Raw genomic sequence first — 22557 nt, 5'->3', positions numbered from 1 at the left:
GGGAAGAACATGAAAGACGAAACGCTATCCATCCATTTTGGTTATGAAACTGACCCTACCACTAAATCTGTCGCGACGCCGATTTATCAAACAGTCGCGTACGAGTTTGACAACGCGCAGCATGGTGCTGATCTGTTTAACTTGGAAGTGCCGGGGAATATCTACACTCGCATCATGAATCCGACTAATGACGTGCTGGAAAAACGCATGGCAGCGTTAGAAGGCGGCATTGCTGGATTGGTCGTGAGTGCGGGGAGTGCAGCGATTAACTATGCGATTCTGACGTTAGCGCAAGCGGGCGATAACATCGTTTCTACGCCGCAACTTTATGGCGGTACTTATACCTTGTTTGCGCACATGCTCCCAAATCAAGGTATTCAGGTGAAGTTTGCTAAAGATGACAAGCCAGAAAGTTTGGCCGAATTAATTGATGAAAATACCAAAGCGGTGTACTGCGAGAGCATTGGGAACCCTGCGGGCAATATCATCGATTTAGAACGTGTGGCGGAGCTTGCTCATGCACAAGGCGTACCTGTGATTGTGGATAACACCGTTGCGACGCCAGTGCTTTGCAAACCCATCGAATTTGGTGCGGATATCGTAGTTCACTCTCTCACTAAATACGTTGGTGGGCATGGCACCACATTAGGTGGCGTGATTGTGGATTCCGGTAAATTCCCTTGGGCACAGCACAAAGACCGCTTTCCTGTTTTCAACCAACCAGAACCTTCTTACCACGGCGTGGTGTATACCGAAGCGTTTGGTGAGGCGGCATTTATCGGGCGTGCGCGTACCGTACCACTGCGTAATACCGGAGCCGCATTATCACCGATGAATGCATTTATGCTTATGCAAGGGTTAGAAACGTTACCGCTGCGTATGGAGCGCCATACCGAGAACACACTCAAAGTGGCTGAATTCTTGGAACAGAATGACAAAGTCAGTTGGGTAAGTTATGCCGGATTGCCAAGTTCTGAACACTTCCATCTCGCCGAAAAATACATGAAAGGTAAGCCTTCTGCGATTTTGTCGTTTGGTTTAAAAGATGGTTATGACGCTGGTGTGCGTTTTTATGATGCTTTGAAAATCTTTAAGCGTTTGGTGAACATTGGCGATGCAAAATCATTGGCTTGCCATCCTGCATCGACGACTCATCGTCAATTGAGCGAAGCAGAACAAAAACAAGCTGGTGTGTCTCCAGAGATGATTCGTTTATCGGTGGGTATTGAACATATTGACGATATTCTAGCCGATTTAGAACAGGCACTAAACTCGTAAAACGATTCTGTTTTTAGCTTTGGGTTACCCATAGGCCAGCCTTTAAAAAAGCTGGCCTATTTTTATTTTATTGTTTAAATATCAAGGGTTTTGGTGTTTTTGGTTTGTGGCATTCCAAAAGCTCATAGAGGGTGAGATTTATTCTCTTGTCACGTTTGGGTTTGTTCCTGATGATGTGTGCAAGTATTACACATTGGAAGGGACTCAAATGTCTTACGTATTTCACCGTCATTGCCATGCCACGCTACCAATCATCGATAGAGGTGAAGGTGTTTATCTATTCGATAAGCATGGAAAGCAGTATCTCGATGCTTGTGGTGGTGCTGCGGTATCAAACCTTGGCCACAGTCATCACGCCGTTAAAAAAGCCATGTTGGAACAGATCGAGCGAGTGCCATTTGCTCATACTGGATTTTTTACTAGTGACAACAGTGAGCGCCTAGCAGAATTGATTTGTCAGTACATGCCTGAACAGTTCAACCATGTGTATTTAGTCAGTGGAGGATCAGAAGCGGTGGAGTCGGCACTAAAAATGGCGCGGCAGTATTTCGTGGAATCAGGTAAGCCAGAGAAAAAGCAATTCATCGCGCGTCAGCAAAGTTATCACGGTAATACCTTGGGGGCTCTGGCTGTCGGAGGTAATGAATGGCGACGTGAACCGTTCAAACCCATCTTACACCCGAGCCATCATATCGCCCCTTGCTATGCTTATCGTTATCAGCAGAGTCATGAGTCGGAATTGGATTACTCATTGCGAGCGGCGAATGAGCTAGAGGCAAAAATTCTTGAGTTGGGGGCTGATAATGTCATGGCTTTTGTCGCTGAGCCCATTGTGGGAGCCACCGCTGGAGCTGTGCCTGCCACACAAGGTTACTTCAAGCGTATTCGCGAAATATGCGACCAATACGATGTGTTATTGATCTTGGATGAAGTCATGTGTGGCGTTGGACGCAGTGGCAGTTTTTTTGCGTTTGAGCAAGAAGAGGCAGAACCCGATCTGGTGTGTATGGCTAAAGGGCTTGGTGCGGGCTATCAACCTATTGGCGCGGTGGTTGCGAATGATCGAGTCTATCAAGCTATTGCTGATGGAAGCGGTTTTTTCCAACACGGTCATACCTTTATGGCGCACCCTGTGGCGTGCGCTGCTGCCGTGGCAACAATTGAAACCATCTTCCAAGATGATTTATTAACGGCGGTGAATCAGCAAAGTGCTTTGCTGCGTAATGAGCTTACTTCTGCATTGGCCCATTTACCGTACATTGGCGACATTCGTGGTAAAGGCTTGTTTTTTGGCATTGAGCTGGTGGCGGATAAAGAAAGCAAGGCGCCTCTGAGTAAAGCCACATTGGCAGACAAACGCATCAAACAGCGAGCAATGGAAAATGGCTTAATGTGCTACCCAATGGGCGGAGCGATTGATGGCGTTAATGGGCACCATATTTTGCTCGCACCGCCATTCATTATTCAGTCTCATCATATTGATGAACTAGTCGGTAAACTCTCATTAACGTTAAAAGAGGTGGCGGAGACATGGAAGTAGCAAACCAATATTTGCGAGAACCTATCGCCATTATCGTGGCCCCAAACGGTGCAAGAAAAACTAAGCACGATCACGCCAGCTTACCCATGACAACAGACGAACTGGTTGCAGAGGCTATCGCTTGTCAAACGCTAGGGGCTGCCATGATCCATTTACATGCTAGAGACGCCAACGGACGTCATTCATTAGACATCGACGACAACATGGCAATTTACCATGCCGTGAAAGAAGCGGTGGGACAAAACATGATGGTACAGCTCACCACAGAGGCGGTGGGCTTGTATTCTCCGCCACAACAGATGGCGTTAGTTAAAGCTGTGAAACCAGAAGCGGCTTCTTTTGCATTGAGGGAGTTAATCCCTGATCGCGCAAGTGAGAAAGAAGGGCATGCCTTTTTCCATTGGGTGGCAGAACACAACATCGTGAGCCAAATTATTCTCTACGATGCAACCGACATTGAACGTTATTTCCAACTGCGTGATGCGGGCGTGTTACCTAAAACGCATCAGCATGCATTAGTGGTGTTAGGGCGTTATCACCAAGCTCAACAGTCTTCGCCATGGGATTTACGAGGTTTGAATTTGGCGCGTTTTGTCGAGGAAGAAATTCGATGTGCCATTTGTGCTTTTGGTGCGCGAGAGCAAGACTGTTTAGCGAGTGCGATGTTACTTGGATTCGATGTTAGAGTGGGGTTTGAGAATAACCACTTCGATGTGGCAGGCGAATTAGCAATCAGTAACGCGGCTCAGGTGGAAGCTCTACGCGATGTGGCGCATCGCTTTGCGATTCCTTTACGCAGTGCGCAAAGTTTGCGTTCAGCTTTGAAGTAAATCTGCTCGCGGAAAAGAAAAAAAGAAGAAAGGAAAGTAAAAAGGCTCCATCGGAGCCTTTTCGGTATTTGTCGTTAGTTCTCAGTTTGCGCTACAGGTTGACGAGCGGGATGTTTGATAAACACCGCGACAACAGCCGCTATCGCTAATGCAAAACAGTAGTAAGAATTGGCAACTACTTCAAGTGGCGAGAGGTTGAACACGGAACCTAGCAGTAGTACTTGAGCACCGTAAGGCAACACGCCTTGCACCACGCATGAGAAAATGTCTAACAAGCTTGCTGAGCGGCGAGGAGAGACATTATTCTCTTCCGCCAGTTGGCGAGCAACGCTGCCCGATACAATGATGGCTACGGTGTTGTTTGCCGTACAGCCATTGACCATTGATACCAAACCTGCAATACCTAGCTCGCTTGCACGACTGTTCGCATGCTTAGAGTGACTAGAGCCAAACGCGTGGATAAGGCTACTAACGAAATTTGTTAGAAAAGCAAGACCACCTTGGCGACGCATCAGTTCACTCAAGCCACCAATCAGCATGGATAACAAGAAGATCTCTTGCATGTTACCAAAGCCTTTGTATACGTCTTGGGCTAGATTAGTTAGTCCGTAATTGTCAATCGATGCCAAGCTCACGCCGCCAGCCAAAAGAATGCCAATCGACAGAACCACAAACACATTCACACCAGATACCGCTAGGATCAAAATAGTGATGTACGGCAAGACTTTTAGCCACTCAATATCGCCAGTTGCAGGCACTTGAGTCGCAGTACTGTTGAAAGCGAACACTGCAATCGCGATCAACGCCGCAGGTAAAGCAATACGAATGTTCTCTTTAAACTTGTCTTTCATCTCACAACCTTGAGAGCGTGTCGCCGCGATGGTGGTGTCAGAGATGATAGAAAGGTTATCACCAAACATAGCGCCGCTCAGTACAACGCCTGCGGTTAACGGTAAGCTCATTCCTGCTGATTCAGCAATACCCAACGCTACGGGGGCAACGGCTGCGATGGTACCCATCGAAGTCCCCATTGCTGTTGCGATAAAAGCAGAAATCAGAAAAATGCCCGGTAAAATCATGCTGGTTGGAATAGCGGATAAACCAAGGTTCACTGTTGCATCAACACCGCCAGAGGCTTTTGCTACCGCAGCAAAGGCACCTGCAAGCAGATAGATCATACACATTGCGATGATGTCTGGGTGGCCAACACCACGCATGAAGTGTTCGATTGAGCGGTTAAGTTTCTCTTTACTTAAAAGAAACGCAATGATGATGGCTGGTAATACCGCGATGGGTGCAGGCAGCTGGTAGAAGGCAAATTCCACGCCTTGCAAAGATAAGTAAGTGCCTACGCCAATAAATAGCGCAAGGAATACAATTAATGGGATCAGTGCGACCGCAGACGGTGCAACTGTTTTAGTAGTTTGTTGGGAACCGGACATGTAAACGACAATGTTAATGATAAGAGAGAAGAGCAGACTAATATCACATTTCTACATTGTCAACGTCTAGACGTCTAAATGGCTGTTTAAATTTTACACGTAAAGAAAAAGATAAAAGCTCGTGTTGCGTATCTCACTGATACCACGAGCTTTAGTTATGCGCTAATGAAGAGACTGTCGTTATTGCATTGATTTGGCTTTTTTGCGTTTAACAATACCTAAAACCATCCACGTAAATAAGACAGCAGCAAATGCCCATACCAGATATTTGTATTCGGTGTACAGGTTGCTCAACACGCTTAAATGTTCAAATGCAAAGTGAGTTAACAAGCTGAATACCAATACCCAAACCGTCGCCGCGAGGGCGTTACCGAGCAAAAACTCTCTACGTGGCATTTTCGCGATACCGCATGCAAGAGGCATAAATTGCTTCATTCCTTCAATAAAGCGGCTGACGACCAAGCACGTAGGGCCGTATTTCTGGATAGTCAATTGAAGCGTTTGCATCTTCGGGCCGGAAATGTAGCCTTTTTTATCCAACCAGCCTTCAAAGTAATAGCCGATTAGGTAACCACAGGTATTACCCAAAAAGCAGCTCAGCCACGATACCATCATTACCATACTTAGGTTCATGACTTGTTCTGACGAGAGCAAAGATGCCGCGATCATCAGTGATTGACCAGGCATCGGGATACCTATCCCTTCTAGAAATATACTGACAATCAGCGCAACGTAGCCGTATTGCTCAAGCAAAGGCTTCATTGACACGAGAAGTTCGTTAATATGTTCCAAAAGCTTTCCCCTAATAAAAGCGGAACGAAGTTGGAGTGATACTCCGAATGTCCTATTGGGTCAATTCTTGTTTCTCACCGTTGAGAAAAACTGACATGCCTCTGATAATTGCGCAGAATCAACCTGCAGCTGGCTTTACTCGCCGCCACGCTCTTTGGTAGCGGCGAACTAGGGAGATCCTTATGACTCTTTGGCTTTGGTGAATGCGCCATACAAATCAAGGCGGCGATGACGTAAGTTGGTGACAGAGCCTTCGGTATTAAGCTGTTTCAACTTAGTCAAATCAACATCAGCGAAGATTATCATTTCGGTGTTGGCGCTTGCTTCTGTCAAGGTCGCATCGTGCGGGAAATAGATATCCGACGGTGAGAATACGGCAGATTGTGCGTACTGGATATCGACATTATCAACACGAGGTAAGTTGCCGACACTGCCCCCAATTGCAACGTAGCATTCGTTTTCGATGGCTCGTGATTGGGAACAGATTCGTACTCGTTGGTAGCCATTTTTTGTGTCTGTCCAGAAAGGAACGAACACAATTTGTGCGCCTTGTTCGGCGAGCATTCTTCCCAACTCTGGGAACTCGCTGTCATAACAAATCAGTATGCCGACTTTGCCCGCATCGGTTTCGAACACTTGAACATTGTCACCACCGTCGATCACCCAGTCTTTTTGCTCATGGGGCGTGATGTGGATTTTATATTGAGCGTTAATTTCACCATCTCGTTGCAGCAAGTAGGCCACATTATACAGTTTGCCATCCTCGATGACGGGCATACTGCCAGCAATAATGTTGATGTTGTAGGTGACTGCCATCTGCGAGAAGCGGTTTTTGATCTCTTCTGTAAAGCTAGCCAAAAAGCGAATTGCTTCGACGGAATTTTGGTCGTTTTGCAAGCCCATCAGCGGCGCGTTAAAGAATTCAGGAAATAGGGCGAAATCGGCTTTGTAGTTCGCAAGAGAAGAGATGAAGAACTCAGCCTGATCGAGCAAGTCCTCTAAGTCATTCATGGCGCGCATTTGCCATTGCACAACACCAATCCGAATCAGTGTTTTTTCTACATCGTGTACGGATTGAATATCCTCTTCGTAGAAAAAGTTATCCCACTCCAGCAGAGTTGCGTAGCCTTTAGAAGCACTGTCCTCTGGCAAGTAACCACGCATAATACGTTTGACATCGAAGTCGTTTGCAAGCTGAAAAGACAAAATAGGATCGTGAAGCTCACGGCGTTTTATCTTGTCGATGTATTCAGCCACGCTCAGTTCGTCAGCATATTTGTGGTAATTCGGGATGCGACCACCGGCTAAAATTGCTTTGAAATTCTTACTCCGGCAAAGTTCTTTACGCGCATCATACAGACGGCGACCTAAACGCAGCCCACGGTAGTCCGGGTGAACAAATACATCGAGACCATACATGGCGTCACCGGTCACTTGGTTTTGGATGACGTTGTTCTCGGTGATGATGTCGGTGTACAGGTGAGGAAGTGAAAATCGGTTGTAGTCCACTTTGATTGTTAGCGCTGCGCCGACAATTTTTCCGTTGTCCTCAATACAGATTTGTCCATCAGGAAACTGATGAATAAGATCCATGATGGTCAGGCGTGGCCATGAGCCACCAACATCAGGAAAAACAAGGTCCATTAATTCCGCGAGCTCTGGGTAATCGGTCGGCTCAATGGTGCGTAAAGAGAGTCTTGGCGTGTTGCTGTCCATATCCTACTATCCATTTATCCTTTTTAAATAGTATGGATGAGAATGCCATAAATTTGAGCAGACAGATACCGAAGTCTTTGAGTTGTTTTGGTTTACCTAAACGAGTTTAAAGAAACAACATTAACTTAGCTTGCTCTTCAGCCATTCGTGAAATGCCACTACTTTTTTAGCTGAAAGTCGATAATTTGGAATCATCACGTAATAACCATAACCGCTCTGTAAAGAGAGGTTGAGAACATGCTGAATGTCCCCTCTTAAAATCGAATACTGCGCCATAAAATCAGGAAGCAAGGCGAGCCCTTTTCCCATTCTGACAGCTTCGCAAGCTAGGTAAAAATGTTCGACGCCTACAGGTTGATAGGTAACGGGAGATTCTACAGTGTAGACCGCTTTAAATTGCTCCCATAGCTGAGGGCGAGTGATTTGAGGTATAAACGGATAATTACTAACAGCGTGCACACTCTCAATTGCAGGAGCATTTGTGCAACCGACTAATAACAATGTTTCTTCGCACAGTAAGTGGCTGTATTCATAATGTGTGGATAATGGAAGGCAGCGAATATGTAAGTCACTTTCGTTGCTCGAATCTTTGACGTTCCCATCCCCGGTACAGACTCTTACTCGGATGTTAGGATGTTGCTGGTGGAAGTCATCAATATTAGGTATCAACCAAAGACTGGCAAAAGAAGGGGTTACGTCCACGGTGAGTAATTCTTGCTTTGAATCTGACTGGATTAAGTTGGCAGTTGCATGCTGAATAAGCTCCAAAGCTTCTGTGACTTGCGGCAGATAACGCTTGCCTTCTTCGGTTAACTCAATACCACTCGCCCCTCTTTGTATTAAAGGTAAACCCACCAATTGCTCCAGCGATGCGATTTGTTTGCTTACTGCGCTTTGCGTAATACATAGTGCATCCGCTGCTTTAGAGAAACTGAGGTAATTAGAGACCGCGACAAACGTCCTTAATGCTCGAATAGAAGGGTATTCACTGCCTTTTAACATACTTCAGTTCCATTAAACTCTGCTTAGGCAAAGAGTAGAATATTCATGGCTTGAAGCAAAGTAAGATGCAACGTATGTGTGATTAGCTTCCTTTCTTATAAAAACTAGCTAAGCATTTTTTGACTGATTAATCTATAAGAGTATTTTAGATGTTTATTTAATTTCTTTGAAAAATCTACAAATTAACAAGAATCTTTTTCACATCAGCGATTAACCTCAATTTAGTATTGTTTATATAAAGTAAACAGACAGCTCTTTTTTTCTATTTTTGTTCGGCGATCTTTAGAGGATTGTCAGTATTCTATAAAATTAAATATATTTTTCATTAATTTAAAGTTGGCATTGCATTTGCTCTTTACTATTCGAACCTTCAATGGAACTTATATTAGGAGAACGAAATGAAAAGCAATGTTGTTACTTTGATTAGCCTTTTTTCTTTAGCAACGTTTAGTACTTTATCACATGCTGCGGACTCCAACGATCATGGTGTGTATGTTGGCGCCAACTACGGTTACTTAAAAGTTGATGGACAAGATGACTTTGATGATGACAGCGATGTTATTCAAGGTTTAGTTGGTTACCGTTTTAATCCTTACTTAGCGTTGGAGGGTGGTTACATTGATTTCGGTAGCTATGGTAATAACCTAGCAAATGCCGAAACGGACGGCTATACCGCGGCTCTAAAAGTTACCGCTCCCATTGCTGATCGTGTCGACCTTTACGCAAAAGGCGGTCAAATGTGGTACTCGACGGATTACAACGTTGCGGGCTTCCAAGGCAACAAAGATGATGAAGGTGTATTCGCTGGTGCCGGTGTGGGTTTTAAAGTTACTGATAACTTCTTAGTTAACGCAGAATATATGTGGTACGACGTAGAACTCAATGCGGAGAATGTCGCGAACGGTGCAAACACGGAAACAGACTTTAACCAAGCATCACTAGGTGTAGAGTATCGCTTCTAATATAGTTAGCCGTGCTGGACTCAATAAAAGTGCGAAGCAAAATAGCTTCGCACTTTTATTATTTATCATTCAAATAATTTAAGACCGATGAAGCGTATATATAAAACGATGGCTAATTTATTTTATTGTTACTCCAGGGTATTTAATACGTTACTAGCATGACTGTCTAGCCTTTTTACTAACCTTGAAAAACAAAGCTTTATTGCTCTACAAGTAATATTAGATAGGTTAATTTCCGCATTGCCTGACATTACATTTATGTGGCCTATAATACCGCGTACGTGTTCGTTACGTTCATTTTTTAGCTCTGAAATTAGCTAATTGAACCCAAGTAGCAAGGCCTACGGTCGCATCTGTTGTATTATATGACCCAGACCTGAAATTCTTAGTAAAGTCAAAGTTGAAGAGACTATTTTACTTACCCAACCATCAGTCATCCGAGCGTTATATCTATTGTTGAAGTCAAGAAATACGTTGCGTTCTAGATAAGTTTAAGGCTTAGATTGTAGTGCCGATCACTCATTACTTGTAGCGTTATTGACATAACCCGGAACAGATTTTTTTCTAGTCCATGAGCGTGGAAGTCGATACCAGAACCTCCTTCTAACCGATACTCAATGCCCCCGTGAATGAATGGCCAAAGAGGAGACATAGGAACTGGAGTTGCATCATGAGTGCATTATTTAATTTCCATACAAGTCAGAGTCTATATAACCAAATAAGTTACATTGGCTGTTCACGTAGTAGTCATCGTTTTCTTCATCATCAATTGAAAAAGCAAAGTACTTAAGAGGGTTCTCAGTGTCACAAGCAAGGTTAGCCATGTTATTTTTTACGTAATCCTCTATTTTATAACCATCAAAGCTTCCTTCCCAAATAATAGTACTTTCATCATTGCTGAGTTCTGCGACTAAAACAATAGTTACATAGTGTTCAATAAGAGGAGTGCTTATGATGTTTTTATTTTCATAGACTGGAGAAAACTCAAAGCGACCAGTACTGTCTGTGAATGTTGATAAGTCTATTGATTTCCCTGACGTGCTTAAACCAATACTAAGGCTAACCTTCAGACTACTAAGGGGTTTTCCTTTCTTTGTTAACACACCATTGATTTGCGGTGTGTATTGATTAACGTGTTCGTCATTCAATTTACTTTCTTCAAAATTCATTACAATGCTCACTAATATGACTGTAATAATTCCAGCAACTTAATTTTTCACAACAATATTTTCATTTTGAAATTTAAAAATCTATATATGTTGTGTTTCTGTTCAATATCTAAGGTTACTTTGTGATTAGAGTTACATTATTTTTTGTAACTACTGTTTGTAGTCATTACATCTATAGAGTTGTAATGAAACAAGCGAGTAGGGACTAACAATGAATACATCAATCAATTCATCGAGGGAGATGAGTATAGACTTTAGACTTAGATCTAGTTATCTCTTAGAAAGGATAGGTAAGCAGAAGACTTTTAAGTTACAGGGCTTTTAGTACCATGCTCTCTGCCTTTTTGATTAGTACTTATGAACTTCTTGTTTACTGATTAATACTCAACGAGTTTGTAAACCTACATGGGCCAAAGGTATGCGGTAATCCATGTAGTAAGATTTCAGAAAGCATGAATGTTTGAAAAAAGAGACTATTTTAGTTGATACAAAAAAGGCCACCCGAAGGTGGCCTTTTCCAAACGTTTGGTGGGCTGGCGTCATCTGAATTAAGTCTTTATCTATTTGTTTTTATAGCTTTTATTCTTTATTTGATAAATTAAATACTGCTAATGATACTGCTAATTGTTAGGGCTGGACTAGAACCTCAGATGATCGGTGGATATTTTTTGCATTTCGGCTTTGGATTGTAATTCTCCGGTTTCTTCCGGGGCTAATTTTTCCAGACTTGCAGCAAATTGTTCAAGATTGTTGATATTGGGTGAGCTGATTGGTTTTGTCTCTTGATTCAAATCTTGATTATTTTGAAATTCTATTAAAGTGTTGTTTACCAGTGACTCTAAAATGTCTCTATATGTGCTGTTACCGGTGAGTTTTTTTAGCTTTTTAAGGTTTTTTTCGAATTCAGTACTTAGCTCAAAACTATAGAACTTAGTGCCATTGGTGCGAGCATTATCTCTTCTTAGTTTTTTGAGCCATGCATTGTTTAAACGTCGCCAGATCTCCCTACCTTCAGCGCTATTATGGAGTGCTTCTACTAAATTTTCGAACTTCTCTTTTATAGTTTTATTATCACCTGAAAGCACAAGGATAAAATAGTGTTCTTGTACTAATGGAAGTCTATCAACTTTCCGCAGATAGTCATCTAACCAACTAACATGATCTTCATTGTTGTAGCTAAATTTATTTAGTTTTCTCAAAGTGATTTGCCATGTTGCATATGGATTGTAAATGTTAATATTACGAGATATTTATGACTATGTCTGAGGACTATGTCACATGACATAGTCCTTTTTATTGTTATAAATACCATTCAAATGTGACTTTAATTGAGGTTTGAATTGGAATTTATACTTTATCATCACATTCCTAAGTTGGATGCTGAATCAAAGATGCTACTGATTTTGATGTTCAAAGATGCTGAGAACCACAAAAAATACAATAAACCATTATTGGATATGGTGAGGGATTACGGAGTTAGTAAACCTCAAATATTGAAGAGTCTGTTTCAACTAAAAGAGCTTGGAATAATAGAGCATGCTTCAACCTCCACAGAACCTAGAAAGCCAGGGAGGCCTGTTTCTAGTTACAAAATCAACCTTGAACTGTTTCCGCTATGGAACAAAACATTGAAATGGAATTTTGAACCTTTTGTTGAAGCGAGGTTGCAAAGCTTGTGTTTAACTAATTCTAGAAGAGTGAAATTAGCAAACCGACTGTTGTTAATACTCCTAGCAAGTAAAGCAGATCAAGCTGGAACGGTAGACTCTGTTAGTTTTAGTGAGCTGTCTTACTGGATGGGGTGTACGATGAATCGAATCCAATCAATAGTGAAAAAACTTAGGCAAGAAGGCTTACTTTCATACTATATTCCGGGGATTTCCCATCAGTTGATAGGCAAGCATCGGGCTGTGTACTTTTTGGATCTTAGGAGTCTGGGAAAGACTCAAATTAAGATTGTTTTGAGAATGGATTTACCAAGAACTAATACGATAGTTTCGTTAATGGACTTTAGCGGTCGGGGTTATGATTTTCAAAACAAAGTCCTGAGAGGAGGGTCTTTGGAGGGGTTTGTTTACTATTGGCTTAACAAGCAACAAGTCACGAGTAATATGACACTTCAAATTGATTACCTGGTAGAGAAACATTTTGTAGGTCTTCTTAACAAAGGCAAGCTATCAATTTCTAGTACAATTGAGTTCTATCGACGGTATATTGCTCTTGGGTTTACCAACGTGAAGGTTAACGACAAATATAAAGCTGAGATGATAGAGCTGCTCTCTCATCGGGCTAAGAAAATTTGTGATGAGATTTTTTACATGCAATCAGTGAGGCCGGAACTGAAACGTTGTCACCTAAGTTTACGGTACAACTCATCAAATGATAAAGCGTTGCTTTTTACCGATTAGTTTTTATCAGAGCAATATTTACAAGTTTGTACCTAAGATCATCCCTTACTATGCAAAGGAACCTTACTAAAGGTCAGGGATGAAAAACTGTCGGTAATAATATTATTACCTTTAATCTTATCTAATTAATTACAACAACCTATCTACCTATGGAGAACACTAACCAATAGGAATGATAGAAATGAACAACTACGGTACAGACAAGCGTTACATAGACGGTATGCTATTAAGCTGCAACTCACATAACGGTCGTCTTGATAATGATTACTTGCACTCAACGAAGCTAACATTTGACTATGCATTAAACCAATACCCTCGAACTCTGCTTATACGATTTGATTTACATTACCCCCTGAGCTATCCGATTGATAGGGTGATTGGCAAGCAGATTACTAAGTTCCAAGAGTCCTTCAAAGCGATCATGTGTGCTTACCTAAAACGTAAGAAACACAATCGTCACTCTCAACCTCGATTTATTTGGTGTAGAGAGGTGGTCACTTCAGTGTATCCTCACTATCACGTAGCCGTATTGCTAAATGGTGATGTTTTTCAAGGAATAGGGCCTTACGATGACCTTACGGGTGAATACATTTCAGGGATGGTCGCTAAGGCTTGGGCAAGTGCAATCGGTATTACGGTCGGGCAAGCAAGTGGTGCGATTTTTTTCCCTAATAACGGTACTTATGAAATTAATAAGCGACTAGATACGGAGACTTTTTACAACCAATACAATCAGGCTTTTTACCGTGTCAGCTATTTAGCAAAACTTGAAAGTAAGCCTTTTGGGGATAAAGGAAAAAACTTCCACAGTAGTCGTAAGTAAGAAGACAAAAAAAGAAAGGCCCCTGTGGCCTTTCAGGTGTTTAATCCGCATTAAAGCGGTAGCTACCTTCACTAGAGTGAATATCGATTTGTAGGACTCTACAGGGCGCTGTTGTGACATAACCAGTAGACTCCCCGTACTTCAAATCGACTTCGGGATAAGGAAGCCATTCCACACCACCAGACTTGCTATTATTGGATGGCTTTTTGTAATCAGGGTTGCTCATGTTTTTGAGCAACCCTTCAGATTGACTGTACTTATTCTTGTTGACGGTAATCTTTGGTGTTTCAGGTCTAGCGACTTCACAGTTACCTCGGTTAACTTCAATACCGAAGACAGTTGAGTAGTCAAAGAGGGACGTTACAAATATTTTCGTCTTTGGTCCCCATCGGGTGTTGATGTCTTTGTATTCGACTTTGTAGCCCTCAGCAGATGCAGTTAAGGTCATAAGCAGTGTTAGTGCTGCGGTAAGTACAATAGGTTTCATGAGAGATATCCTTTATCTATTATTCAATGAGTTGATACTAAAAGATGGCTACGACAACTTGTGTCGAAGAGGTTGTTGGTTTGTGAGGTTGGGCTGTATGAGACTACCTACCAGCCGAAGATGTAACGCAAGCCACCTAGGCAGGCTCCTAGCGTGCCTCCTATGACTTTCCCAATGTGTTGGCCTGTGGTGCCAAAGATGCTTCCTATCTCCTCCCCATACTCTGCACCTTTAGTTGTCGTATCGAAGATGGCTTCCCATAAGCTAAAACTGGTTTTCTTGTTGTAATCACTGGCATCGTTGTCTTTCCAATTCTCATGTCGAGGGGAAAGTGTACGATTCGCTAGTAGGAGCCGTTTATTTTTTGGTAGGCGTTCAACAATCAGATACAACAGCTTGGAGAGGTTGTAGGGGCGTTGTTTGGTCGTGCCATTATAGTGACCAGCGACGTAGTAAATCGGTTTTAAGTAAACTCCTGTAGCCCGTAGTACACGGCGATGAATGGAGTTCACCATGGCTTCTAGATGAGCTTTTGCAGCTGACGTAGGGGTATTGTTTTTGTGGTCCCAGGCTTGGCTTCCTTTTAGAGCATTGTCCGCTTGATTGATGGCAATGATTAGGCGGTGTTGAGCCTCTTTTCCTAATGCAGGTATAAGTACGTCGTTGATTAAAGTTATTGGAGTTCCGAGATCACGTGAGCCACCATCAAGAACGACAAGGACTAAGTCTATGACTAAGCGCTTTTGGTCGTTTTTAGCTCTCAATGTCTTTTCCAGTAAGCGGGCGTGTTGCTCATCTTCTTCGACTCCGTCCCCCAAGCCAGGGCTGTCCCATAGGACCAGATTGTTTAGGTGGTATTGGCTGATCCCCTGGGTGTGTGGCTCGCAGCTTGTACCTACTTCTGCAATCGCCATGTCGAATAGGGCATTTATCGTAGAACTTTTCCCGGCTCCAGTAGCTCCTGTGATTAGGATATTGAGTTCTGTGGTTCTTACTTGTTTAAGGTTATTGAGTAATTTTTCGCGAGTACGTTCGCTCATGGGAGCTTGGCGTATCTCGTTTTCTAATGTGGTGAATAGGTCTTTATGATCGGACATAAGTGCTCCTTAGTGTGAGCCCGGAAAATTTACAACTAGCTCCCTCCTTATGACGAATAATTCATGAGGAAAGAAAAATGAGACTAATTCGAATGAAAGAAGTGACTAAAATGACGGGCTTGAGCCGTTCGTATGTATATAAGTTGATGAATGCTGGTCAGTTTCCTAAGTCTGTCCCGCTTGGTTATCGATGTGCGGCATGGGTAGAAAGTGAGGTTGAAGATTGGGTTCTTGAAAAGATCTCAGTACGAGACGGAGCAAACGGAAGAGTGGAAAACCAAGTTTTAGAAATTTAACGCGGTTGTGACACGACTATCTCATCGAAGCAGTCTATTTCGATGTAGTGTAGAAAGTTTTGTTCCCACATTTTGTAAAGTTCATCAATCCCTTCAGAGCGAATGCTTTGCCACCCGGTTGCCACTGTAAAGACCACTTGATTCCCAAAATCAAAGTCTATGCAGCGTTCTAGTTCTGGGTAGTAGTTACCCATATAGGCAAAGTCAGTGATGTAGAGAATGTCTAGCGTGTGGTCTTCCTTTATGTTGAGGCTTATTTCTACAGGATGGTAACCCCCTTCCTCTGCACTATAACTCTTGTCTCGAAAGTTAATTGTGATTGTAGAGCTGGTGGTCTTGGTTTCTTCTAAAGGAAAGGTGTTTTGGCAGTATTGACTAAGTAATGATTGGAGTTGCTTTGATACTGGTAGAGATGGCGGGGCAAAGTTTAGAGTCGACATATTACGTTTCCTAATGTTGGTGATAACGTGGGTTCGGTTTACAAAGTGGCTTCAAATGTATTGGTCATTGTGAGTTCAATATCATCATAATTACCGTGCGTTAAATGACAGGCTAAGGTTTGCATCCATGCTTTTAATAGCGTTTGGATTTTTGGGTGTTCAAGACTTACTGACCCACAATCTGGCTGGTAGCACCAAAGGTTAGGTAAATGAAAATAAAGCTCAGGTTCTAATTCTAGGCTTTGGGTTCCTGAGTAGGAGAAGCTGGTTAAGCAGACAAGCTGCCAGGGAGTAGATAGGGATGTTCGGTAGAATTGAATTTCAACAGGATGTAGCCCTTCTTTGGTTCTGTAGTAGCTTGTTTCTCTACAGTTAAGAATAATTCGCTGAGCATGACTAGGGATATCATACTGCTTGATAATCGCGAGTAAGCAATGATGAAAGGTATCGTTTAAGGCAATGTCTCCATATCTTTTCTGAATCATAGTAGCCCCCTTTCTGCAAAAGAGACGGCGCTATCCCCAATGACAATATGATCGAGAACCCGGATATCCACCAGAGCTAATGCATCTTTTAGTCTTTGAGTGATTCGCTTATCAGCTTGTGATGGTGTTGCATCCCCTGAAGGGTGATTGTGAGCAAAGATGACTGCTGCGGCATTTGTCTTTAATGCGGCTTTTACCACTTCTCTAGGGTAGACACTGGCTGAGTCAATGGTGCCAAAGAAAAGCTCTTCAAATGAAATAAGGTGATGTTGGTTGTCAAGAAACATTACAGCAAAGACCTCTCTCTCATAGGCTTTTAATTTGCAAGAAAGGTAGGTTTTAGTGAGTTCTGGATTGCAATATTGATCGCCTCGGAGGGCCCGTGCTGCAAGGATTTCTGCGGCTGCGTCGAGCACCCTGTCAGCGGTGACGGGACCATCAAAATAGTAGTTGTTATCGTGCATGAAACACTCCTTAGAATGAGTTAAGTAGTAGGTGCACGAAGATGATATATATCTAAGAATTGTTTCAGAAAAGAAGGAGTCATAGTGATATCATGATCTAATCATTTTGATTGCATGGTTCTGTGTGGTGTTGTATATTGCAAACAGTGATAAACAACATAAGTTTCAAATGAAAAAACTTGAAGAGCTTTCTCATGCTCAGCGCGAAAGGTTGGCTTTCATAGACTTTAGTTTGAATTATTTTGGTGAAGTTAGTAGAGCGGATCTTATAGATAAGTTTCAGACTGGTTTAGCAGCAGCAACTAGGGACTTCGCGACGTATAAGGATTTGGCTCCGGCGAATATGGAGCTGATCCACCAGACAAAGTCTTACCATCGGTTAGATAGTTTTCAAGCGCTGTTTGAACATGAACCAGAATCTATCCTGTACGGTTTAGCTAAAGGTTTTGGTGATGGAATGTCATCGCCTGTAGTGCACAGCTCATCTTGTATCGACAATCTGAGTCTTGTCCACCCAAATGCGGATGTGATTTCGACACTGATGCGCGCGATCACTCAAAAGTCAGCAGTTGAATGCGAATACGTGTCTTTGTCGTCAGGATGTAAGAAGAGAATTATTGTTCCTCATGCATTAGTCAATAATGGTAAGCGATGGCATGTCCGAGCGTATGACCGTGATTCATCAAGCTTTAGAGATTTTGTTGCAACTCGTTTCAAGCAGCTATCCATCGTAAGTACTTCAATAGGCGAAAATCAATCCCGAGCTTCAGATAAGCAGTGGAACAGGGTTGTCGATTTAACACTAATACCACACCCAAGTGCTTCATTTAAAGAAGCGATAGAACTTGATTATGCGATGATTGATGGAGAGCTTAAAGTTGAAATTCGAGCAGCTCTAGCTGGTTATTTTCTCCGTTATTGGTCGGTGGATTGCTCAAGAACGCATGTTCTTGATTCGAACCAATATCATTTAGCGCTCAAGGAAGTAGAATCGATTTTTGGTGTCGAAAACATTCAGTTGGCACCCGGTTATCAGGTTGATAAACGTGGTCTAGATGGTAAGGACTGCTCATGAGCACATCTATTACTAGTTTTCGCCTGACAGAGCAATTGTTACAACATGTTCAAAATGCATGTTTAGAAGCAGAGTATCGCTCCTTCAAGTTAGTATTTGTGGTAATCCCGGAGGATTTTCGTCGCGAAATTGAGGCTGAAATTCTCAACAACTCTATTGGTTTCGTTAACCTCTCAAAAGAGCTTGCTCGTAAGCTAGTTAGTTTGTCGATTAGAGAGAGAGTTAGGCGACTTGAAGCTGAAGTTGACAAAATTGCCAATGATTGCGGAAGTTCTGTTTGGCTTACAAAGCTCGATGTGTTGTTTGAGCCAGCTTTAGATAATGACCCTATGAGGCTATTAAAAGGGATAGCTAAGTCTAAGACTGTAGTAGCCATATGGCCCGGAGAGATAACAGAAACGTCAGTGGTTTACTCCAAACCAGGTAAACCAGATTATAAAACTTATCCATTAAAAGAATTAAACGATATCCAGGTGATCGACGCCTGCAACGGAGTAATGAAATGAAGAAGTACGGCGACTTGATTCAGTTCGAATCTGTAACAGCAAACATTCAGCTTAAGACCTCAAGTGACCATGACAAAGCAGTAGGCTTGGTTTCGTCATATGTAATCTCAGACAAGATGTCTCAGAAGCTGAGTAATGTCATTATCGAACAACTTCAGTATGAAGAGTCAGTCGATAACAAAGCGCTTTGGATCGTGGGTAACTATGGTTCAGGTAAATCTCACTTGATGTCTGTTATCTCCGCAGTCGCAGAATTCCCTGATTTAGCAAGCCATATTTCAAATGATGTTGTTCGCAGTGCAGCAGACAAGATTGCGGGTAAGTTTAAAGTTATTCGATTCGAAATCGGTGCATCAAAAATGGCGCTGACTGATATCGTTACACAAAACTTGACTGATGGCTTAGCCGATATGGGAGTGGATTATGAATTCCCTCCGATGACCGAAATCTCTTCAAACCACAAACCTTATTTTGAAGAGATGATGGCCACATTCCATGAAAAATATCCAGATCATGGTTTGCTTTTGGTTTGTGATGAGATGCTAGATTATTTCCGCTCTCGAAATGAACAGGAGCTACCGTTAGACATCGCGATTCTTCGAGTTATCGGTGAGGTTATTGATGGTACACGCTTCCGCTTTATGGCTGGTGTTCAGGAAGCGATTTTTGATAGCACGCAGCTAGAGTTTCTATCTAAGGAAGTAAAACGAATTCGTGACCGTGCAGAGCAAGTACTGATTGCTCGTGAAGATATCAAATATGTCGTTGCTGAACGTCTGCTAAAGAAAGATGCCCAGCAACAGGAATGGATTCGCGAATATCTGCAAAAGTTTACGCCTTATTACGACAAAATGAACGAGCGTTTAGACGAGTTTGTTCGTATGTTCCCTGTGCACCCAGATTACATCAACACGTTCGAACGAGTGCGAATGGCCGGTCTTGAAAATCGTCAAGTACTGAAAAGTCTTTCCCGTCAGATGAAAGAATTGATGGAAGACGAAGTGCCTCAAGATGTACCGGGGATCTTTTCTTACGATACCTACTGGAACGAGCTAAGCAGTGAGCCAAGCATGAAGACTAACCCTGAGGTTGGTCAAGTCATTGAAACAGGTGAGCTTCTAGTAGATCGCATTGATCAAGCGTACCCAACTCCAGGTGAGAAAGAGTTTGCCAAACGATTGGTAGCAGGTCTCGCGATCCACCGTATGGCGGTAGGCGATATTTATGCAGAGATGGGTGCAACAGCAGCTGAACTACGTGACTCTTTATGTTTGTATTTGAAGAACATCGAGATCATGCCTGGCGATAAGAGTAAGAACTTGGAGAATCACATTGTCACTGTGCTAACTAAGGTTCGCCGTACTGTTAATGGTCAGTTTTTCTCTAAGAACAAAACCAACGATCAGTTTTATCTGGATCTGAAAAAGACCGAAGACTTTGATGCACATATTGAAGCAAAAGCTGCAGGATTGTCCCCAGATAGCATCAACTCTGCTTACAGAGCGGCAATGTTAGAGATCTTAGAGCAAACAGACTCTCAACAATCAAAAACAGCGATGTGGCAGCATGAATTGAAGTGGTTGGACAGAAACGTTAGTCGTCCTGGATGGCTGTTCCTTGGCTCTCCTAACGAGCGTGAAACCGCGAAACCTCAGTTAGATTACTACATGTACTTCATTCAGCCTGAGAACCCACCGAAGCAAAAGAAAGAGTTTATCCGTGAAGATGAAGTGCAGTTTGTTCTAAAGAACCGTAGTGAAGAGTTTAATCAATCTCTAAAGAACTATGCGGCATCTGTAGCGTTACGTGCACTAGCGACAGGCAGTGCACAGCAGACATACAAGATCAAAGCGGACGGCTATCTTGGTGAGATGATTAAATGGATTCGAGCCAATATCAAAGACGCATTTGAAGTCCAATACAATGGTAAGTCTAAGCCCATCATGGACTGGTTGAAGGGAGCAACTGTTCGCGATATCACTGGTATTGCAGACAGTGACCATGGCAGTGTGAAAGACATCTTTGAAGCGGTAGCAAGCTTTATTCTGGAAGGTTACTTCCAGTCTCTTGCGCCAGAATACCCTAAGTTCTCACAGCGTATTACTGAAGATACAATCAGTGTCGCAAGTAAAGATGTACTGAGCTATTTAGCTGGTGGCGCTGCAACTAAACGTGCTACCGCTGTACTTGATGCACTTGAATTACTTGATGGCGATAAGCTAAAACCAAGAAGCTCACGTTATGCTCAAGCAGTACTAGAAGTACTCGCAGCAAAAGGCCATGGTCAAGTCGTTAACCAAAGTGAGCTACTAGAGGCCGTTCACGCTCGCCTATATTTCAAACCAGGTACTTACAGATTGGAGCCTGAATGGCTACTTGTGATTTTGGCAACGTTAGTTCATGCAGGGGAGATAGAGCTATCGGTAGTGGGCAAAGTCATTACGGCAAGTGATGTTGATGCACTCAAAGGGATCGACTTTGAAACACTGACAAACTTCAAACACATCCAAGTACCAAAAGACTTTAATGTTAGTGCTATTAAAGCTGTCCTTGAATTACTTGGGATGAATGAGGGCTTAGCGACTTCAATCCAGCAAGGTGATGATAGTGTTGTCCGTACTATGGGGCAAGAGATTGAAAAGTTAGTTAAGTCTCTCGTTAACGATCAGCAGCTTGTAAAACATCGACTTATGTTGTGGGGTAACCATGTCCTTGCTGAAAACGAAGCGACATTGTTAGCAGATCGTTTGGGTAAAACGAAAACATTCCTTGAGTCTCTGCAGCGTTTCAATACGCCAGGTAAACTCAAGAACTTCAAAGAGTCGGCGGAGTCAATTGTAGAGCACGCAGAAACTTTGAAAGAGTGGAAGAGCTTTAACCAACTTTCGGAAGTGGTGGATAGCTTCGCCGAATACGCTCAATATCTTAAAGAAGCTCAGCTCATTCTTGATGAGAATGATGAGTGGCAATCTGATGTGCGAGATGCGGCGCTAGCACTTAGAGATGGTATTGAAGATAAAACCACACGCTTAGAGTCAAGCTTTAAGCAAGCGCAGCTAGCAAATCTGAAACAGCTTAAAAAAGCGTATATTCAGCGCTATGTTGCTTTGTACCAATCGGCTCGTTTAACAATGGAGCAGGATAAAGAGAAAGTGGCACTGATCGGCGATGAACGTCTGCAAACGTTAGAAGCATTGTCTGGTATTTCATTACTTCCTGCAGAGCAGGTTAAGCAATGGAGGTCAGATTGGGCGTCTTTGCAAGTTGCGGAGTCGATAGACCCTAAAACAATTGAGTTTACGCCAAACCCAGTTAACTTCTCACCGCGCAGTGAGGGAAGTAAAGCTTCAGCAAGTGAACGTTTAGCTCAGTTAGATACGCAGTTAACCGAGATGTTGTCTGAGTGGACCCAAAGCTTAAAATCGACGCTAGCTGATCCGTTCTTGCAGCTGGATCTATTGTCCGAAGTCCAACGCGGTGAAATCAATGCTTTTATTGGTTCGGGAAGTTTATCAACTCCAGTGAGTAAAGAGTTTATTGCTGGTGTAAATGAGGCTCTTTCTGGCTTAGAAGAAGTGAAAATTTCAACAATGGATTTAGTTGCTAGTTTAGGTAAAGGAACGCCGCAAACATTGGATGATGTTAAAGCTCGCTTTGATGAACTGCTTAATAAGCATTGCAAAGGCAAAGATAGCAGCAAAGTGCGAATCATTATTGATTAATCCAATTTTAACCTAATCACAAG

Annotated in this window: 21 protein-coding genes; 10 read left to right on the top strand and 11 right to left on the bottom strand. The window is 42.7% G+C overall.

From position 1 onward, the window contains the following. Positions 1-9 precede the first annotated feature (9 nt). The 3 genes from R7H07_RS16570 to R7H07_RS16560 all read left to right on the top strand — a co-directional run bounded on the left by R7H07_RS16570 (position 10) and on the right by R7H07_RS16560 (position 3648). Positions 10-1278 carry an O-acetylhomoserine aminocarboxypropyltransferase/cysteine synthase family protein gene (locus R7H07_RS16570; protein WP_205460833.1) on the top strand — a complete coding sequence of 423 codons (1269 nt, stop codon included), beginning with the start codon at positions 10-12 and terminating at the stop codon, positions 1276-1278. Between the two features lie 208 nt (positions 1279-1486). Further along, the gene (locus tag R7H07_RS16565; protein ID WP_206959734.1) at positions 1487-2818 is read left to right on the top strand and encodes an aspartate aminotransferase family protein; all 1332 of its coding nucleotides are present in this window, start codon (positions 1487-1489) and stop codon (positions 2816-2818) included. Continuing rightward, positions 2809-3648 carry a 3-keto-5-aminohexanoate cleavage protein gene (locus R7H07_RS16560; protein WP_005383736.1) on the top strand — a complete coding sequence of 280 codons (840 nt, stop codon included), beginning with the start codon at positions 2809-2811 and terminating at the stop codon, positions 3646-3648. The genes R7H07_RS16565 and R7H07_RS16560 overlap by 10 nt, the downstream gene beginning before the upstream one ends. A 74-nt stretch (positions 3649-3722) precedes the next feature. Here the strand turns inward: R7H07_RS16560 and R7H07_RS16555 are convergent, their stop codons facing one another. The 4 genes from R7H07_RS16555 to R7H07_RS16540 form a co-directional block, all read right to left on the bottom strand. Then, positions 3723-5090, bottom strand: coding sequence for a Na+/H+ antiporter NhaC family protein (locus R7H07_RS16555; protein WP_005381672.1), 1368 nt, complete (start codon positions 5088-5090; stop codon positions 3723-3725). 180 nt (positions 5091-5270) lie between these two features. Continuing rightward, positions 5271-5858, bottom strand: coding sequence for a DedA family protein (locus tag R7H07_RS16550; RefSeq protein WP_005381671.1), 588 nt, complete (start codon positions 5856-5858; stop codon positions 5271-5273). Between the two features lie 204 nt (positions 5859-6062). Continuing rightward, entirely contained in the window at positions 6063-7598 is a 1536-nt protein-coding gene (locus R7H07_RS16545; RefSeq protein WP_005381670.1) for a bifunctional GNAT family N-acetyltransferase/carbon-nitrogen hydrolase family protein, read from the bottom strand. A gap of 120 nt (positions 7599-7718) precedes the next feature. Continuing rightward, positions 7719-8600 (bottom strand): LysR family transcriptional regulator, encoded by an 882-nt coding sequence (locus R7H07_RS16540; protein WP_065274214.1) that lies wholly within the window; start codon positions 8598-8600, stop codon positions 7719-7721. Positions 8601-8998: 398 nt separating this feature from the next. Here R7H07_RS16540 and R7H07_RS16535 point away from each other — a divergent pair, with 398 nt between their 5' ends. Next, on the top strand, positions 8999-9562 hold the full coding sequence (locus R7H07_RS16535) for a porin family protein (protein ID WP_005381668.1): 564 nt from the start codon (positions 8999-9001) through the stop codon (positions 9560-9562). A 683-nt stretch (positions 9563-10245) separates the two neighbouring features. Here the strand turns inward: R7H07_RS16535 and R7H07_RS16530 are convergent. Both R7H07_RS16530 and R7H07_RS16525 read right to left on the bottom strand, forming a co-directional pair. Further along, positions 10246-10731 carry a DUF6795 domain-containing protein gene (locus R7H07_RS16530; RefSeq protein WP_064377308.1) on the bottom strand — a complete coding sequence of 162 codons (486 nt, stop codon included), beginning with the start codon at positions 10729-10731 and terminating at the stop codon, positions 10246-10248. Between the two features lie 638 nt (positions 10732-11369). Further along, entirely contained in the window at positions 11370-11930 is a 561-nt protein-coding gene (locus R7H07_RS16525) for a hypothetical protein (protein WP_206959733.1), read from the bottom strand. Between the two features lie 141 nt (positions 11931-12071). On the opposite strand from R7H07_RS16525, the gene R7H07_RS16520 reads away from it, so the two are divergent. Both R7H07_RS16520 and R7H07_RS16515 read left to right on the top strand, forming a co-directional pair. After that, positions 12072-13139, top strand: coding sequence for a helix-turn-helix domain-containing protein (locus tag R7H07_RS16520; protein ID WP_206959731.1), 1068 nt, complete (start codon positions 12072-12074; stop codon positions 13137-13139). Positions 13140-13320: 181 nt separating this feature from the next. After that, positions 13321-13962, top strand: coding sequence for an inovirus Gp2 family protein (locus tag R7H07_RS16515; RefSeq protein WP_206959729.1), 642 nt, complete (start codon positions 13321-13323; stop codon positions 13960-13962). A gap of 40 nt (positions 13963-14002) precedes the next feature. Here the strand turns inward: R7H07_RS16515 and R7H07_RS16510 are convergent, their stop codons facing one another. Together R7H07_RS16510 and R7H07_RS16505 are read right to left on the bottom strand one after the other, a co-directional pair. Then, positions 14003-14449, bottom strand: a complete 447-nt coding sequence (locus R7H07_RS16510; protein ID WP_206959726.1) for a hypothetical protein — start codon at positions 14447-14449, stop codon at positions 14003-14005. Positions 14450-14556: 107 nt separating this feature from the next. Beyond that, positions 14557-15546: a GTPase family protein gene (locus R7H07_RS16505; protein ID WP_206959724.1), complete on the bottom strand. Its 990-nt coding sequence runs from the start codon at positions 15544-15546 to the stop codon at positions 14557-14559. A gap of 77 nt (positions 15547-15623) precedes the next feature. Here R7H07_RS16505 and R7H07_RS16500 point away from each other — a divergent pair, with 77 nt between their 5' ends. Next, positions 15624-15842: a helix-turn-helix transcriptional regulator gene (locus tag R7H07_RS16500; protein WP_206959720.1), complete on the top strand. Its 219-nt coding sequence runs from the start codon at positions 15624-15626 to the stop codon at positions 15840-15842. Here the strand turns inward: R7H07_RS16500 and R7H07_RS16495 are convergent. The 3 genes from R7H07_RS16495 to radC are packed head-to-tail and all read right to left on the bottom strand — an operon-like array spanning position 15839 to position 17231. Further along, positions 15839-16282 carry a DUF2787 family protein gene (locus R7H07_RS16495; protein ID WP_206959719.1) on the bottom strand — a complete coding sequence of 148 codons (444 nt, stop codon included), beginning with the start codon at positions 16280-16282 and terminating at the stop codon, positions 15839-15841. The genes R7H07_RS16500 and R7H07_RS16495 overlap by 4 nt on opposite strands. A 38-nt stretch (positions 16283-16320) precedes the next feature. Then, the gene (locus R7H07_RS16490; protein ID WP_206959718.1) at positions 16321-16767 is read right to left on the bottom strand and encodes a DUF2787 family protein; all 447 of its coding nucleotides are present in this window, start codon (positions 16765-16767) and stop codon (positions 16321-16323) included. After that, positions 16764-17231: a RadC family protein gene (radC, locus tag R7H07_RS16485; protein ID WP_206959717.1), complete on the bottom strand. Its 468-nt coding sequence runs from the start codon at positions 17229-17231 to the stop codon at positions 16764-16766. The genes R7H07_RS16490 and radC overlap by 4 nt, the downstream gene beginning before the upstream one ends. Positions 17232-17400: 169 nt before the next feature. Here radC and R7H07_RS16480 point away from each other — a divergent pair, with 169 nt between their 5' ends. Genes R7H07_RS16480 through R7H07_RS16470 form a run of 3 tightly spaced genes read left to right on the top strand, consistent with a single transcriptional unit; the run spans position 17401 to position 22534 of the window. After that, on the top strand, positions 17401-18306 hold the full coding sequence (locus R7H07_RS16480) for a WYL domain-containing protein (protein WP_206959715.1): 906 nt from the start codon (positions 17401-17403) through the stop codon (positions 18304-18306). After that, on the top strand, positions 18303-18812 hold the full coding sequence (brxF, locus tag R7H07_RS16475; RefSeq protein WP_129147715.1) for a BREX-3 system P-loop-containing protein BrxF: 510 nt from the start codon (positions 18303-18305) through the stop codon (positions 18810-18812). The genes R7H07_RS16480 and brxF overlap by 4 nt, the downstream gene beginning before the upstream one ends. After that, complete coding sequence (locus tag R7H07_RS16470; RefSeq protein WP_206959706.1) at positions 18809-22534, top strand: DUF6079 family protein; 3726 nt, start codon at positions 18809-18811, stop codon at positions 22532-22534. Before brxF ends, R7H07_RS16470 begins: the two co-directional genes overlap by 4 nt. Positions 22535-22557: the final 23 nt, after the last annotated feature.

The organism is Vibrio sp. Vb1127 (assembly GCF_033338735.1).
GTDB classification, from domain to species: domain Bacteria; phylum Pseudomonadota; class Gammaproteobacteria; order Enterobacterales; family Vibrionaceae; genus Vibrio; species Vibrio alginolyticus.
The sequence above is the reverse complement of the archived record's forward strand: the minus strand, read 5'-3'. Positions and strand labels throughout refer to the sequence as shown.

Excerpts from the sequence above, each read along its gene's own strand:
- R7H07_RS16480 (WP_206959715.1), top strand. The coding sequence starts at position 17,401 with ATGAAAAAACTTGAAGAGCTTTCTCATGCTCAGCGCGAAAGGTTGGCT.
- R7H07_RS16470 (WP_206959706.1), top strand. The coding sequence starts at position 18,809 with ATGAAGAAGTACGGCGACTTGATTCAGTTCGAATCTGTAACAGCAAAC.
- R7H07_RS16490 (WP_206959718.1), bottom strand. The coding sequence starts at position 16,767 with ATGATTCAGAAAAGATATGGAGACATTGCCTTAAACGATACCTTTCAT.
- R7H07_RS16515 (WP_206959729.1), top strand. The coding sequence starts at position 13,321 with ATGAACAACTACGGTACAGACAAGCGTTACATAGACGGTATGCTATTA.
- R7H07_RS16505 (WP_206959724.1), bottom strand. The coding sequence starts at position 15,546 with ATGTCCGATCATAAAGACCTATTCACCACATTAGAAAACGAGATACGC.
- R7H07_RS16535 (WP_005381668.1), top strand. The coding sequence starts at position 8,999 with ATGAAAAGCAATGTTGTTACTTTGATTAGCCTTTTTTCTTTAGCAACG.
- R7H07_RS16510 (WP_206959726.1), bottom strand. The coding sequence starts at position 14,449 with ATGAAACCTATTGTACTTACCGCAGCACTAACACTGCTTATGACCTTA.
- R7H07_RS16495 (WP_206959719.1), bottom strand. The coding sequence starts at position 16,282 with ATGTCGACTCTAAACTTTGCCCCGCCATCTCTACCAGTATCAAAGCAA.
- R7H07_RS16540 (WP_065274214.1), bottom strand. The coding sequence starts at position 8,600 with ATGTTAAAAGGCAGTGAATACCCTTCTATTCGAGCATTAAGGACGTTT.
- R7H07_RS16570 (WP_205460833.1), top strand. The coding sequence starts at position 10 with ATGAAAGACGAAACGCTATCCATCCATTTTGGTTATGAAACTGACCCT.
- radC (WP_206959717.1), bottom strand. The coding sequence starts at position 17,231 with ATGCACGATAACAACTACTATTTTGATGGTCCCGTCACCGCTGACAGG.
- R7H07_RS16545 (WP_005381670.1), bottom strand. The coding sequence starts at position 7,598 with ATGGACAGCAACACGCCAAGACTCTCTTTACGCACCATTGAGCCGACC.
- brxF (WP_129147715.1), top strand. The coding sequence starts at position 18,303 with ATGAGCACATCTATTACTAGTTTTCGCCTGACAGAGCAATTGTTACAA.
- R7H07_RS16555 (WP_005381672.1), bottom strand. The coding sequence starts at position 5,090 with ATGTCCGGTTCCCAACAAACTACTAAAACAGTTGCACCGTCTGCGGTC.
- R7H07_RS16565 (WP_206959734.1), top strand. The coding sequence starts at position 1,487 with ATGTCTTACGTATTTCACCGTCATTGCCATGCCACGCTACCAATCATC.
- R7H07_RS16500 (WP_206959720.1), top strand. The coding sequence starts at position 15,624 with ATGAGACTAATTCGAATGAAAGAAGTGACTAAAATGACGGGCTTGAGC.
- R7H07_RS16530 (WP_064377308.1), bottom strand. The coding sequence starts at position 10,731 with ATGAATTTTGAAGAAAGTAAATTGAATGACGAACACGTTAATCAATAC.
- R7H07_RS16560 (WP_005383736.1), top strand. The coding sequence starts at position 2,809 with ATGGAAGTAGCAAACCAATATTTGCGAGAACCTATCGCCATTATCGTG.